The following is a 14,384-nucleotide window of genomic DNA, read 5'->3' as shown; positions in this document are numbered from 1 at the left end:
GGCTCTTTGGCCAGTAATAAGCTATTGTTATTACGAATTTTATTGCACAACAAAGTTGAGCCAGCCTGATTTACCCTAGCAATAGATAACCCCCCAATTATCCCATCTAAGTTGGCCAACCGACTTCTCCAATTCGGATTAGTGATTGTCCTTAGAATGCAAATTGAAGCATTTAGCCCTGTATTTGCAAATATTCTTCAGAATTTAATCAAAAAAAGTTACTTTTTGTGACCATCCAATAAATTTCAACCACAGCATTGCAAACTCACACTGTATATTAGCTATGTTAATTAACTTTATAATTACATACTTATTCATAAGTATATATATGCTTAATTACTTTCCGCGCTATTGATTCATTGGGTTTAATATTGCTCAAAAAAAGTTACCTGTTTTTGATACTGCAACTGTTTTGCTCTTTATCAAACATGTATCCTTACATACTCATCATCATCGCTGATGGAATTAGTTTTACAACGCGTCATAAAACGTATGGCGAAGCATTGGCAATGTTACTTGAACTGGAAAGTAAGTTTGGGAAAATCGCTAGCATCAGAATGAGTTTTCAGGAACAGGATGTTGTGGCATGGTAATAGTTGGTAACCCAGCTTCAATACGTAAAATTTTCAGGACGCACCGATTTCGAACTAAAAGCCAGACCCCGGAAAATAGGCAACACAACTGCCGATCAGCCACTGCAGGAACTGACTCAAAACTGAAAAATAACTTTTTTTGAGCTAATAGGCTAAATCAACCAAATTCCTGATTCTGATCATTCCCTGCAAAGCCATTTTGTTAGGTAACTGGCATTCTGTTTATTGTCTGATCTACCAGGTTGACGTCAGGCCGACCCACTACTGGCAGCAATGAACAGCCCTTCCTCATTAGGGGTTAACTTTTAAACATAGCTCTCCCCCTTTTCGAGAATCAGATTCATTTATAAATATATACAGCTATACGGCGTGTAAGACATAGCTTAATGTCTTTGTATTTCTTCCATATACCCATATTGCTTAATTCGTACGTAATGGAAGCCGATGTTTCCGCAATAATATGATACTTACTTTATATAATAATAATCTAATGTTAACGAATCACAATAACATATAAACAAATAATTATTTAAAGTGAAATATTATAACTATTACGTGGATAATAATTTATTATGTATGGCTATTACAATGATTACTAATGCCTTATGCATTTATTCATCTAAACGAAAATTGTAAAAAAGAAGGTAAATTTTTTTCAGTAATACGTGACTAATGATTATTTCAAGAGTCCAGAGCAGTGCTGACAAGATCAAAAAGTAATTCACTTCGTGATTTTGACTGACCTCACATACTAAAAATCTGCCTTAATGAAACGAGTTATTCCTTTCCCATTCACTACTATATCTATCAACTATCGAGGCTTTTATAGGATTATTTTTAACGTAATTCAAGGCTTCTACATTATCAGTTCTCGCTTCACTTCATTTCGTTCCTCAGCGTTGCTTTTAGTATTGTTTATAGGCTTTGCGGGGAAAACAATTGCTCAGAATCCGTTGGCAGCGGCTAATAAATTCAATGTATTTCTGGCAGGAAACGCTACGTTGACTACCAATGAAAGCGAAGGCGCTGTGGGAATAGGCGGTAATCTGACTGTAGCAGGTAACTACCAGGTAGCTGTTCGGAATAACGCCATTTCGTTCACCGTCAATGGCTATCCGATCGGGCTGGTTGTTGGTGGGGGTGTTAAGTTGCAGCAGGGTACACTTCAGGTCAATAGCAACACCAGCGCCAAGATTGGTTCCTGCTTAGGCAATGCATCGACCGACGCTCTGAAAGTTTGGTATAAAGACAATAACGGGGCTTATTCAACCATGCGGATTACCAAATCGACCGCTGGCTATAGCGATACGCCAAATATTCTCATTAATAAAAACGCCAATTCTTCAACAGAAACGAACTCGCCCATTTGTCAGGGTGATGTGGTTGACTTTACACACAGCTTTGTTGCCCTTACGAACAACTCATTAAGTCTATCGCAGAAAGAATCACGTGTAAAACTAACTAACCCTAATGGGCACCCCATCAGCGAAACAAATCTGCCAAGTCAGGTCAAGATAGGTTTGTATTCGGGAATAAACGTCTGGAATGTAACCGGCGCAGACCTGAACCAGATTCAGAACCTGACCTACACCGATGCTCCTTCATCAAATCAGGTATTGATTATCAACGTAAACGCAATGGGCTCCTTTAGGTGGAATACACCCAGCTTAGGTGGTGTGAGTGGCAACAATGCGCCTTATATTCTATGGAATTTTTATAATACAACTCAGTTATCCATTGAAGGAAACTCTACCATTGAAGGTAGCCTGCTCGCTCCACTGGCAAACGTTGTTAAAACAGTTAATCAGTCTAACATCGAAGGCCAGTTGATAGCAAACTCGTTTGTACAGTCGGGGGGCGAAATGCACCACTATCCATTTAACGCCGACGTAGTAACTGTTCCGCTTGGGGATGTCCAGTTATCTATTTCAGGAACGGTTTTCGATGATGCCAACGGGTTGGTGGATGGAACTGTCAACGGAAAAGCGGTTAGTAGCCTGTCAGACAATACGTTCTACGTTAATCTGGTAAGCAGCAACGGAAAAGTATTGGCTTCAACAGCGCTTTCCAGTGGCACTTACTCATTCACCGGCATTACAGCCAATACGTCTTACTCATTAATCCTGACCAATTCAGCCGGTACTGTAGGCAACAACCCTCCTGGCGCCAGCCTGACCAACAACGTAGTAAACACGGGTGAACATATCGGTAGTGGCGCTGGTAACGATGGGATGGCCGATGGGATTATAGCAGTAGCTGTGACGACCACGAGTATAAGCGAGGCAAATTTTGGCGTAGACAAAAAACCGGTTGCCGACGCCAAAACCGCTGCCGCTCAACTTAATCCTGGCGGAAGCAATACAGTTACCGTACCAACGCTGACGGGTTCGGACCTGGAAGATGGTACGTATACCGGCATCAGCCTTAGCAATACGCTGGTCATTACAAGTCTGGCCAGTAACGGAACGCTTTATTACGATAACTCACTCGTCACACTCAATCAGGTTATTGCCAATTATGATCCTACTAAGCTCAAGGCAGATCCCACCGATGGTTCCGTCATCGTAAGTTTCACGTATGCACAGCGAGACGCAGCGAGTCTGCTCAGCCCTCCGGCTACAGTTACGATGCAATTTGGCTTACCTGATCTGACGCCGATTATCTACGCTCGGCCATCCACAGTTTATGGCACAACCAACATTACAGTGGTCGTGGATATTTTTGAGCTAAAAGGAATAGCTACCAAAGGGTTAGTTACAGTCAAGCTTAATAAAGACCCTAAAGTATCATTGAGCTTTCCGGCCACAGCCACCTCGGCAGGAGGACGTAACGTAACCAATTCCGCCTGGACTTTTGATGCAGACTCCGACGAAGATTATTACGTGCTAACCACTAATCAGTCGATTGACGCCGGAAACATTCTTTCGTTCGGCCTGGTGGGCAAATTGACTCCCGGAGCAACCTCAGGTACGTTAACCTTCACAACAGTAATTGATGGAGGTAGCGGCAGCGAGGGTATAATCACCAACAATACAGACGCGGATAAAATCGACTTTTTTCAGCAATAAGCCTGGTACGTTTTCGGGTCGGATTATGCTGGAGAGCTTTAGGAAATTCCGACCCGAAACACTTAGAACTCCACGCAGGCCCAGAAAACCTAAGCAAACCGTTTACATGTCTGCCTGCTAAACAGTACCGTTCAGGCAGTACGGATACAGGCCAGTTTCTTTCGTTGCATTGTCATTATCTAGTATTTCTAACAAACAGGAACAGGAGGGTTATTATATTTAACTAATCAAGTATATTTATACGTTAATTTTATCATTGATACGTTACTAAAGAGTTAGTATTACTCATACCATAATTTCACTTCATATACATTAACCAATCTTCCCATGTTAACTACAGACACAAAAATTGATCAGGCCGCTGAAATCCTGAAAATTATCGCCCATCCCGGCCGCATTCGGATCATCTTAGCTCTGGCTGAGCAGCCCTCCCTCAAGGTGTCGGCATTACAGGAGCAACTCCAAATTGAGCCATCGCTGTTGTCGCATCACCTGGTCAAATTAAAAGATCGTGGACTTTTAGACAGCAAACGGTCGGGTAAGGAGACGCGCTATTTTTTAACTGACTCGGCGCCTACCCAGCTCATCCACCTGCTGCTCAAACGCGAAAAATCAGCGAGCCGTTAAATACGGTTAAACGCTAAAGCCTTTTCAGAAAAGAACCCTAATTTGGCAGTCTGATTAGGCAGGGTCGTGGAGCAACCGGAAAACCGTAAAATTATTCATATCGACATGGATGCGTTTTATGCATCTGTTGAGCAACGCGACAATCCGGACTTGCGAGGTAAACCTGTAGCCGTCGGTGGCGCTGGACTTCGGGGCGTTGTTGCTGCGGCCAGCTACGAAGCGCGCCGGTTTGGCGTACGCTCCGCCATGGCGTCTTCAATGGCTGTCCGTAAATGTCCGAATCTTATGTTTGTCAAGCCCCGCTTTGAGGTCTACAAAGAGGTGTCAAGGCAAATCCGGTGCATTTTTGAACAATACACACTGCTGATTGAACCGCTCTCGCTGGACGAAGCTTACCTGGACGTAACGGAAAATCTGGCGAACCACTCTTCTGCTACACAAACAGCACTAGCTATTAAAGATCAGATTCGGCAGGAAACCGGCTTAACCGCTTCGGCGGGTGTTTCATACAACAAATTCCTGGCTAAACTGGCCTCTGACTACAATAAGCCCGACGGGTTATATGTCATTAAACCGCATCAGGGGCTGGCGTTTGTGGAGTCACTCAACGTAGAGCAGTTTCACGGCATTGGCCGGGTAACGGCGGCCCGGATGAATGAGCTGGGAATTTTTACCGGACTGGACCTTCGGCATCGTACGGAAGCGTTTTTAACGCAGACGTTCGGTAAAGTAGGTCATCATTATTACCTCATTGCCAGAGCGATAGATCCCCGGCCCGTAACCCCGAATCGAATTCGGAAATCAGTTGGCGCGGAAACTACGTTTGAGCAGGATTTACAGGAGCACTCCGCTTTAATAGAGGCCATTACCCCGCTGGTTGACCGAGTGTGGGATTACTGTGAACGAATGCAGATCGTTGGTCGAACGGTTACGCTAAAGGTCAAATACGCGAACTTTAATCAGATAACCCGCAGCCGTAGTCTGATACATGCTGTGCCCGACAAACCAGGTCTATGGCGGATACTGCTGGAGTTGCTGGAGTCGATCTTACCTCTGTCGCAGGGAATCCGGCTCCTGGGCGTTTCTCTGTCGAGCCTTCAGGAAAAAGACGCTACGCCTACCAATGGCCAACTCCGACTGAATCTGTGAGATGCCCGCAGACATAGATGCTACGTAACAGATCTGGTTTATAGCCTGGACAAACGCTTGCCTGCCTACCAATACGCCTTCGGACCGACGTATTATTTACCGCATCCCTACGATTTTCCAACTAATTTACGCCTTCATTCCAAGCTGGGCGTTTTCATGAATCTTCTCCTTATCAAAGTTACAGTCATTCCGGCAGTCATTGCCTTAGTCACCCTGGCGACTCGGAAGTGGGGTAATAAGATAGGAGGATTGATTGGAAGTATGCCCTGGACAGCCGGGCCCATTCTTCTGTTTTTCCTTCTTGAGCAAGGGAAAGTATTTGGTATTCACTCGATTCAGGGGACCATGACAGGCATTATGGCCCTGATCAGTTTTTGCCTGAGTTATTCTGTCTTTTCCCGAAACCTTAGCTGGTTGCCAACGCTTTTGCTATCATACGGAATTTATGCAGTTACGGCCCTGCTGTTTATTTATTTAGAATTGAATTTAGTAGTGAGTTACGTACTGGTGATAGGCTACGTACTGGTTGCGTTACGTTTTTTTCCTGTCCCAATCGAGACGTCAACCAACACCCGCCGACTGCCGTTCGACATTCCCATCCGAATGGCTGTGGCTACGCTGTTTGTGCTGCTGATCACGGGCCTGGCTAATATGCTGGGGCCCAGGTGGAGCGGCTTGCTCACTCCATTCCCGATCATGACCTCAGTGCTGGCTATTTTCTCACACATGCTTCAGGGCAGTAATGCTGCTATCCTTACGCTTCGGGGGCTGGTGATCGGCTTACTGGGATTTACTACCTTTTTGTTCCTGCAAGCGTACCTATTGCCTTCATTTTCAATTGCAGCCTCGTTTGGCATTGCCTTTCTGATAAATACGGTCATTAATTTGATGGCCGGACGGGTGTTTTGATAGCCCGACAGACGGTTTTCGGAGTTTAGTTAAAAAACGAAAAAACCATGAACATTGCATTTATTGGCTTAGGCCAGATGGGCCAGGCTATTGCTCATAATCTGCTGAAAGGCGACCATTCGCTTACTGTCTTTAACCGGAGTTCCGATAAAGCGGAGCGTCTGTTGCAGGCGGGTGCTCACTGGGCCGATACGGCAGCCGAAGCAGTTGCCAGTGCCGACGTGGTTTTTACCATGCTCAGTGATGATAACGCATTGCGAAACGTAGCACTAGGCACTGAGGGATTTTTGTCGGCCATGTGTGAATCAGCCATCCACGTTTCCTGCAGCACGATTGCCCCCGAAACAGCTCGTCAACTGGCGAGGGAACACCAGCAACGAAAGACAACCTACGTAGCCTGTCCAGTTTTTGGCAAGCCCGATGCGGCCCGGTCAGCAGCCTTGTGGCTGTGCGTATCGGGAGAGAAACGGGCGAAAGACCAGATTCGGCCGCTGCTGGATTTGATCGGACAGGGCGTTTATGATTTTGGCGAAGAGGTCGGCGCGGCTAATGTGGTCAAGCTGGCGGGTAATTTTCTGCTTGGCTGCGCCATTGAAGCCATGGCCGAAGCGTTTACGCTGGGGGAGAAAAACGGTGTTGAGCGGAAAGCCATGTGGGAATTGTTCAGCAATACCCTCTTTGCCTCCCCCGTCTATAAAAACTATGGCAAACTCATTGCCGAAGAAGTTTATCAACCCGTTGGAGCCCTGCCCGCCCTGATCCGGAAAGACATGCGGTTATTGCTCGACGTAGCCGAGCAGTCGCTGGTTCCTATGCCATTTGGCATGATCGTTTTTCAGCAGCTTACGGCCACTGTCGCCAAGGGAATTGACAACATCGATTGGGCTGGCTTCGCGGGTGAAGTATCCGAAAACGCAGGCGTTGGAAAACGGCAGCCAACATAAGGATACCTAACAATGACGTAGCGAAAGGATTAGGGGACCGCTCCGTTTGGGCCCTTTTTATCGCCATTTCAATCAATACTTTTGGCACTCTACCTCAGATCTTCATGGTTTAGGCAATTCATCCGCACAGTTTTGTATGACTAACGGCGTCGACGCCTGTTCGAGCCGTTCATTCACTTGTTAATTGAACCAGTAAACTACAAAACAACAGACTCATGAAACGCCTACTTAAAACCCTCGTAAACAAGCCCGTCAGACCTGCCAGGCGTCGTCGGCTATCCGCCCGTCAGCAAATCTGGTGGGGCCATGAATAAAGCAATCAGGGTTAAACCCTTCCCTTGCCTTTCGTTGATTACGAAATCAGGAAGGGTTAACTTCTATGATTGATTGGCTTACTGGAAAATTGTTACGTTAACTCCGCCGAAACCGAACTTGACTCCAGGAATGGGGTAGTTGGTCAGTATCAACTGGCGCGCCCCTGACCAGGCTGCTACTTTTGCTCCAGCCCTGATTAAGCAATCGGATACTTAACAGGGAACAACTGGACCATTGATACGTATGAGTCAACCATCTGAAATCTTACTAGCCCTGTTCATTCTGAATCTGGGTACTGCCTTTGGAGCGGGCATCTACGAAATGCGGATTGTACTTCCCCAGTGGTTTATTAAATCAGCTCAGCCGACGTATCGTGTCGATACAGCAGCCATGCGGGAAGCCGATACTGGCCGGAAATTCTGGGGATTTGTGACAACGTTGCCGCTTACCCTCCTCACGCTGGCAAACGTAGTGGTTGCCTGGCAATCCGTTCAGCCTAAGCACCATTGGTGGCTGGCCGCAGCCCTGATTACGCTCGCCGAACGCCTGGTTACGTTCTTTTTCTTTATTCCAACGGCTATCAGGTTGCAGAATGCCGATACATTTCCAACAGCCGACGTGTCCCGCCAGGTCTCGTTATGGATTGGCCTGAACTATATCCGAAACCTGCTGACCCTGATCGCCTGGATAGCTGCTTTGCGAGCGTTCTCCCTGTAAAAACAGGCCGTAGCAGCAAAAAACGATATTATCGTAACTATTTTACTGCAACTTTATAAGCGAAAAAACAGCGGCCCGAAACTGCACTAACTCTCAACTTAAACCACACCATCGGTGTTTGCTTAACAAAGTTGATCGGGTACTATGATTCAAATCAATAGCCTGTCGTCGTTCGGGCTCACAGCGCTTCTTTTCTTTCTCGCGATTTTTGGGCGATACGTCCTTTTTTCGCTAGGCTTCTGGTGGCTGTTCAAGGTTTCCATGAAAGATCAGTTTGCCGATCGGACTGTGCAGACACGCCCGCGTAAACCCGGCCAGAATTTGCGGGAAATTGGCTGGTCGGTAGTTACGTCCCTCATTTTCACGGCCATAGCGCTGGGCGTTATTCTGGCCTATCAGCATGGCTACACCCGAATCTATAACCACGTCAGCGACTATCCTCTGTTGTGGTATCCGGCCAGTATTGTTCTGGTGATGCTCATTCATGAGACGTACTATTACTGGCTTCATCGGTGGATGCACCGGCCGGGCGTTTATCAGTTGGTACACAAAACCCACCATGACAGCCTTACAACCTCCCCCTGGACGGCATTTTCATTCCATCCTATCGAGAGTACGTTACAGGCTATTGTTATTCCGGCATTAACCTTTGTGCTGCCCTTACATATCTCGGCCGTTGGGTTGATTTTGATAATTATGACCATGTCGGGCGCCATCAACCACCTGAATACAGAAATCTACCCCCGCGATTTTGACCGGCACTGGCTGGGACGCTGGCTGATTGGCGCCACGCATCATAGCCTGCATCATACGCAATTCCGCTTCAACTACGGGCTTTATTTTACCTTTTGGGATAAATGGATGAACACCGAAAGTCCAGACTTCCATCGGTTATTTACCCAGAAGAGCAAGAATCCGCTACGTTGACAAATCGACTACGAGCAGTTTGACTCTACGAATAGCCCCTGTCAACTGTACCAGCAAAAGCACTTGTTATTAGTTTAGCGAGCCCGGTTGCCAATCCCCGCTAACGAAGCCCCTCTTCGGGTCGTACTTTTAAGAATCGATCACGTAATGGAGGCTCTTCGGGTGCAACCTTACGGTTTGCGCTCTTAGCTGTTTTCTGACCATGAAGATTCTGCGTATACTCCTGTCACTTGCCGGATTGGGCATTCTGGCGTCATGCAAAAATTCCAGTTACCAGAAAAAGAGCGGTTCTGTATATTACAAAGACGTACCGATTCGCACCGCCGATTATGCTACGTTTGAACCCCTCAATGACGTTTTTGCCAAAGATAAAAATCAGGCTTACTATCGGGGCCAGCTCATCGACGGAGTAAAGGGCGCCAGTTTCACCGCCCTCGACGAGCATTATGGAAAGGATGACGCAACGGTCTACTATTGTGATAATTACATAGATTTTAAGCTGTTTGAAAGCAGTCGGAAGAATACAGTCCGTCGGGTTCATCTGGCCAATGCCAACTCATTTCAGGTACTACGTAACGAGTATGCCAGAGATGTATTACGTTGTTATTATCAGGGCATTGGCTTCGCTGTTACGGATGTGGCTTCGTTCGAACCGCTTGACTACAGCTTCGGGAAAGACAGGAACGTTGGTTACTACGACTTGAAACCAATACCCGGCAGCGACGGTCGGTCGTTTGAGGTTTTAAGTAAAAACTTTGCCAGGGACCAAAAGCGGGTGTATTACGCCTGGGCTAAACTGGACGGCCCGGCTTCGCCCGGAATACGTCCTGTTCTACTGGCCGATGCAAACAGTTTTACGGTTGTGGGCACGTACTACGCCAACGATAAAGCGTACGCTTTTTATCAGGATAAACCGCTGGAAATGGCTGACCCGGCCTCATTTAAGCTGTGGGATACCTACACACTTGATTATGCAGCTGACACAAGCCACATTTATTTTCGGGATAAGCTGATCAAACCCGCGGATAAAGCTACGTTCAGGATTCTGGCTGATGAGTACGCTCAGGACAGTACGCATGTTTTTTATCAGGGTGAATTACTCAACGGAAGTGACGTAACAACCTTTCAGGTACTGGAGCTGGGCTACGCCAAGGATGCGAAACGGGTGTATTATAACGGTAAAGCACTAAACGGGGCCGACCTTGCTTCATTTGCGCTGGTCAGCAATGAAGCCGACCGGGATGCCGCCGATAAAATGCATTCGTATTATGGGGGCAAGCGGGTTAATCTGGAGAATCCATGACCTAGCTACATCAGTTTAATAGTAGCCTCTCTAAATCGGACCACCAGCCGTTTTAATAACTCGCTCTTAAGACCAGCCTCTGTGTAGATACTTTTTATCCACACCAATACTTTCAACTCAATGCTATCCCCACTGATATTGGTAACGATTACCTCCGGGGGCATTGTTGACTGAATACCGTCCAGTTGGCCCACTTCTTTCTGTATGATTTCTGTGAGCGTCTGCAGGTCCGTTTCGTTACTTACTTTCAGGTTAAACTCCGTTTTTAAGTACGTAGCGCTGGTAGACCAGTTCACCAATCGATTGGATAGTAAATCACCGTTCGGTATAATGACCTCTGAGCCCTGACCAGTGACCATTTTGCTGGAACGGATACCAATATCGCGTATTCGGCCTTTTTTATCGGCCAGCTCAATGTAATCGCCAATGCGAAATGGCTTTTCAAAAATCAGGATAATCCCGGACACAAAATTGCTGACAATGGTCTGCATACCCAGGCCAATACCGACACTGAGCGCGCCCAGCACAACCGTAAACTTATCGATCGAAATACCGGAAGCAGCTACGGCCAGCAGAACCCCGGCAATAATAATAACCAGCCGAATTAACGCTAAAACCGAGCTAATCTGCTCGACCTGCCCATCTTTAACCGGAAGCTGGCTCTCACCAAAAAGTAAGCCTATATTTTTCTGCAACAGACTAGACAGGTACACAATGATCGAAAACGACAGTACATTGCTCAGCGTGAACGTAACACTCCCAAACGAACGCGGTTTTGTGAGTATATGATAAAAGAAGGTGTATAGGCTATCGGCCAGTCCCAAATTGATGAAAAAGACCAGCAACCAGAGCGCAATAGCGACAAAAAATAGCCCTTTCTTAAACGACCGCCGTATGTGATTTACGTTCACCCGCGAAAATAGCCCATCCGAGCAGGCGCTTATTTTTATCTGTAGCTCCAGAGCCTCCAAAAATAGCTGGATGAATATGCTCAGACCAATAATCTGAACCAGGCCAACAACAGCCGTGATGCTGAACGTTTTGGCCAGGCTGAGTCGCCCAAACATATTCGACAGAATAGCGAGGCTCTGTAACAACAGGTATAACCTGGCCACCGAACCAATGAGCCGGTCGATAGCAGTCTTGCGTTGAAGTCGTTTGAAAAAGACCAGACCGATGTACAAAAAAGCGATATTCAGCGCGATTAGCCAGAGCCGCATGAACAACGAATCGCCTACGAGCGCATTGGTAACGATCAGGAGGATGTACAGCACTCCGTTTAACAGCCACAGCCATAAATCCTGCTTTGTAAAGCGCTTCCACAGATGAAGAGTAAGTACCAGCAACAGCAGAAACTGGGTAAGCTCGATGTATAAAGAAGGCGATTCGGGCTCAAACAGGGGAGTCAGGTTGAGTAAAACAATCAGTGAACCCACAATCGGTACGGGGCGCAGATTATTGAAATCAACAACACCTATTTTCTGCTGTAATGCAGGCGTCCGCACTTTTTTATAGTTGGTATATACCCAGACAAAAAACGCAATACACAGAAGCAGCAGCAGGAACCGATTGTCCCAGGTGGATGCAAAAAAGTATTTGAGAATTTTCTGCTGCCCCTGATAACTTGACCGTAGGATGGTCTGCAGATTATCGGTGTTCAGCCTTGCCGGAGCCTCCCACACATAAGGCGACTCTTTCCGGAACGTATTTACGGTTGATCGCTGTAATTGATCATTGATAGTCGTCTGCAGGTTACTGATGTTCAGATACGTTCCCGACACATCGGCCAGCAACCGGCTTACTATATTCAGCTGAGCGCTCGTACGGGTGCCCGCATCCTGCAATTGAAATTTCAGACTGACCAACTGATCGGCATAAAGCTTCTTTTCCGTCGTATCATTCCCGGCTACCGTCAGTAAGGAATCATTACTCAGCACAAGCACCTGATCGAGGAGGCTCTGAAGATCGTTGTTTGATTTCGAAAGCGCCGTTCGCCAGTTCGCCAGCTTTTCCAGCGCATCGTTGAGAATCAGATTGTAGTTTGCCAGGTTTTTCGTGTCGATTGCTTTCCGGTGTGCTTTTACATCGGCCGAAACGGGAGCGACACTCGCTTTTACGTCGGCCAGTCCGGCCTGTATGCGCGCTATGCCGTAACCCTTTTTATTAGCTGCTTTGAGTTCAGTAATAACCGATTGCGCTTTCTGAATTTTAAATAATAAGGTATCCGGAATGGTTTGGCCGGCCGACTGCCGCTGAACGATGGTTGTATCCTGCCCTACTGACGGTGCAGCAATAGCCACCATAAGAACGATCAGAAATTCTCCAAAAAATCGCCTGATAGTCATGAAATTGTAAAGAGGTTGATTACTTGATCAAACCCGCGGTGAAGCCCAGTGTATACCGTTTTATCGCTTTCAGGCGAACATATTTGGGCTGAATTACCTGGATTAATAGCAACGCAAACCAGGCGTCCATAGCCTGGTCTGCTATGGAATCGTACCGCCAGGCGTTTGATGACCTCTGTTTGATTAACGAAGAATAGCCGGGTAGGGTTGGCAAAATAGCCGTAAGTTCATCAGCAACGAACGACGATTACCCTTTCCGAAGGCGTCGGTAAACGCGTATCGCCACCAGCAGAACGATCAGCAACGCAAACAAACCCAACATTCCCCAGAGCATATTCAGGGCGTCTTTAAGCACCACCAGGAAAACGATGGCAAACAAAAACAGGGTAGCTACTTCATTCCAGATACGGAGCTGTGTGGATGTGTAGCGGAATTCTCCGCGCTGCTGCTGCCGAAACAGTACATGACAAAACCCATGGTAGCCATACAGCCCGGCGACCAGCACGAGTTTATAAATTAACCAGTTGGGCGTTGCACCGTAGTTGTACCAGGTAGTCAGGCCAAGTCCCAGCGTAATGATGGCCGAAGGCCACGTAATACCATACCAGAGTCTGCGCTGCATCAGCCGAAATTGATTTTGCAACAGGCTACGTCCCGGCTCATCCTGCGTCTGTGCTTCCGTGGTATAGATAAACAGGCGGGGTATGTAAAATAAACCCGCAAACCAGGTAACGACGAAAATGATATGGAGGGCTTTGCTATAGAAGAACGTCATGACGTAAGCTGGAGAAATCGGAACTCACTGGCAAATATACGCCCTGCTCCGCTCTTTTAACCTATGCAGCCCATCCCGCAATCCGTTACTCAGGCATCTGCTCAGCCCTTCCCCGGTGATGAAAGCGTCCTGCCAGTTAGTGGGTCATTATGATACGTTCCGTTGGCTGAATTGGCATTATTGGTATGCTTTTCTCAAAAGTACTATTCTTCGACTCATATGTAACAGAGCAAATAAGAAGAGTATAAGACCTTTGTTACGTCCAAGGCGGACATAATCCACAATCCCTTATAACACCATGAAAACCCTCATCAAATCGCTATTCGTCGCTTTCTCGCTAAGCCTTGTTACTTTCTCTGTATCTGTAGCGGATAACAATAATCCCATTGGCCGCCCAGCGGGTGTGGCTTCCTATAAAACTGGTATTTACGCGAGTCTGGACGGAAAACTCAACATTGCCCTTGATAAGGAATCAACGGGAGCTGTAGATGTTTACCTGAAAAATAGCACCGGAAAAGTTGTTTACCTTCGGCGTATCGGCAAGAAAGCCAAAACATCACGTATGCGACTGGATATGAGCGAGCTGAGCGATGGCGTCTACCAACTGGAAATCACGAACGGCCTGGAAGTGGTAACCCACACTGTAACACTATTAAGTCAGCGCCCCAGTACTCCCAGCCGGTCGGTTGCTCTTAATTAACTATTTCTACCC

Annotated in this window: 12 protein-coding genes; 10 read left to right on the top strand and 2 right to left on the bottom strand. The window is 46.9% G+C overall.

All coding sequences use genetic code 11. The features are described 5' to 3' along the window. Positions 1-428: 428 nt before the first annotated feature. From LN737_RS09730 to LN737_RS09690, 9 genes are all read left to right on the top strand, one after another. Positions 429-593: a hypothetical protein gene (locus LN737_RS09730; protein WP_405518347.1), complete on the top strand. Its 165-nt coding sequence runs from the start codon at positions 429-431 to the stop codon at positions 591-593. An 899-nt stretch (positions 594-1,492) separates the two neighbouring features. Further along, positions 1,493-3,661 carry a choice-of-anchor A family protein gene (locus tag LN737_RS09725; RefSeq protein WP_405518345.1) on the top strand — a complete coding sequence of 723 codons (2,169 nt, stop codon included), beginning with the start codon at positions 1,493-1,495 and terminating at the stop codon, positions 3,659-3,661. A 327-nt stretch (positions 3,662-3,988) separates the two neighbouring features. Continuing rightward, the gene (locus LN737_RS09720; RefSeq protein WP_405518343.1) at positions 3,989-4,288 is read left to right on the top strand and encodes a helix-turn-helix transcriptional regulator; all 300 of its coding nucleotides are present in this window, start codon (positions 3,989-3,991) and stop codon (positions 4,286-4,288) included. Between the two features lie 66 nt (positions 4,289-4,354). Then, on the top strand, positions 4,355-5,437 hold the full coding sequence (gene dinB / locus LN737_RS09715; RefSeq protein WP_405518341.1) for a DNA polymerase IV: 1,083 nt from the start codon (positions 4,355-4,357) through the stop codon (positions 5,435-5,437). Positions 5,438-5,593: 156 nt separating this feature from the next. Continuing rightward, positions 5,594-6,346, top strand: a complete 753-nt coding sequence (locus LN737_RS09710; RefSeq protein ID WP_405518339.1) for a hypothetical protein — start codon at positions 5,594-5,596, stop codon at positions 6,344-6,346. Positions 6,347-6,393: 47 nt separating this feature from the next. Continuing rightward, positions 6,394-7,290, top strand: coding sequence for an NAD(P)-dependent oxidoreductase (locus LN737_RS09705; protein WP_405518337.1), 897 nt, complete (start codon positions 6,394-6,396; stop codon positions 7,288-7,290). Between the two features lie 558 nt (positions 7,291-7,848). After that, complete coding sequence (locus LN737_RS09700) at positions 7,849-8,322, top strand: anthrone oxygenase family protein (protein ID WP_405518335.1); 474 nt, start codon at positions 7,849-7,851, stop codon at positions 8,320-8,322. A 144-nt stretch (positions 8,323-8,466) separates the two neighbouring features. Then, positions 8,467-9,249, top strand: a complete 783-nt coding sequence (locus tag LN737_RS09695) for a sterol desaturase family protein (protein ID WP_405518333.1) — start codon at positions 8,467-8,469, stop codon at positions 9,247-9,249. Between the two features lie 202 nt (positions 9,250-9,451). Beyond that, positions 9,452-10,552, top strand: coding sequence for a DKNYY domain-containing protein (locus LN737_RS09690; protein WP_405518331.1), 1,101 nt, complete (start codon positions 9,452-9,454; stop codon positions 10,550-10,552). 5 nt (positions 10,553-10,557) lie between these two features. Here the strand turns inward: LN737_RS09690 and LN737_RS09685 are convergent, their stop codons facing one another. Then, on the bottom strand, positions 10,558-12,897 hold the full coding sequence (locus LN737_RS09685) for a mechanosensitive ion channel family protein (RefSeq protein WP_405518329.1): 2,340 nt from the start codon (positions 12,895-12,897) through the stop codon (positions 10,558-10,560). A gap of 247 nt (positions 12,898-13,144) precedes the next feature. After that, positions 13,145-13,672, bottom strand: a complete 528-nt coding sequence (locus LN737_RS09680; RefSeq protein WP_405518327.1) for a CopD family protein — start codon at positions 13,670-13,672, stop codon at positions 13,145-13,147. Between the two features lie 298 nt (positions 13,673-13,970). Here LN737_RS09680 and LN737_RS09675 point away from each other — a divergent pair, with 298 nt between their 5' ends. Beyond that, entirely contained in the window at positions 13,971-14,372 is a 402-nt protein-coding gene (locus LN737_RS09675) for a T9SS type A sorting domain-containing protein (protein WP_405518325.1), read from the top strand. Positions 14,373-14,384: the final 12 nt, after the last annotated feature.

Source organism: Spirosoma sp. KNUC1025 (assembly GCF_045160025.1).
Taxonomy (GTDB): Bacteria; Bacteroidota; Bacteroidia; order Cytophagales; family Spirosomataceae; genus Spirosoma.
This window is presented reverse-complemented; position numbering and strand designations above follow the sequence as displayed.

Coding starts and splice junctions, on each gene's coding strand:
- LN737_RS09730 (WP_405518347.1), top strand. CDS start 429: ATGTATCCTTACATACTCATCATCATCGCTGATGGAATTAGTTTTACA.
- LN737_RS09700 (WP_405518335.1), top strand. CDS start 7,849: ATGAGTCAACCATCTGAAATCTTACTAGCCCTGTTCATTCTGAATCTG.
- LN737_RS09705 (WP_405518337.1), top strand. CDS start 6,394: ATGAACATTGCATTTATTGGCTTAGGCCAGATGGGCCAGGCTATTGCT.
- LN737_RS09695 (WP_405518333.1), top strand. CDS start 8,467: ATGATTCAAATCAATAGCCTGTCGTCGTTCGGGCTCACAGCGCTTCTT.
- LN737_RS09685 (WP_405518329.1), bottom strand. CDS start 12,897: ATGACTATCAGGCGATTTTTTGGAGAATTTCTGATCGTTCTTATGGTG.
- LN737_RS09720 (WP_405518343.1), top strand. CDS start 3,989: ATGTTAACTACAGACACAAAAATTGATCAGGCCGCTGAAATCCTGAAA.
- LN737_RS09710 (WP_405518339.1), top strand. CDS start 5,594: ATGAATCTTCTCCTTATCAAAGTTACAGTCATTCCGGCAGTCATTGCC.
- LN737_RS09675 (WP_405518325.1), top strand. CDS start 13,971: ATGAAAACCCTCATCAAATCGCTATTCGTCGCTTTCTCGCTAAGCCTT.
- LN737_RS09690 (WP_405518331.1), top strand. CDS start 9,452: ATGAAGATTCTGCGTATACTCCTGTCACTTGCCGGATTGGGCATTCTG.
- LN737_RS09680 (WP_405518327.1), bottom strand. CDS start 13,672: ATGACGTTCTTCTATAGCAAAGCCCTCCATATCATTTTCGTCGTTACC.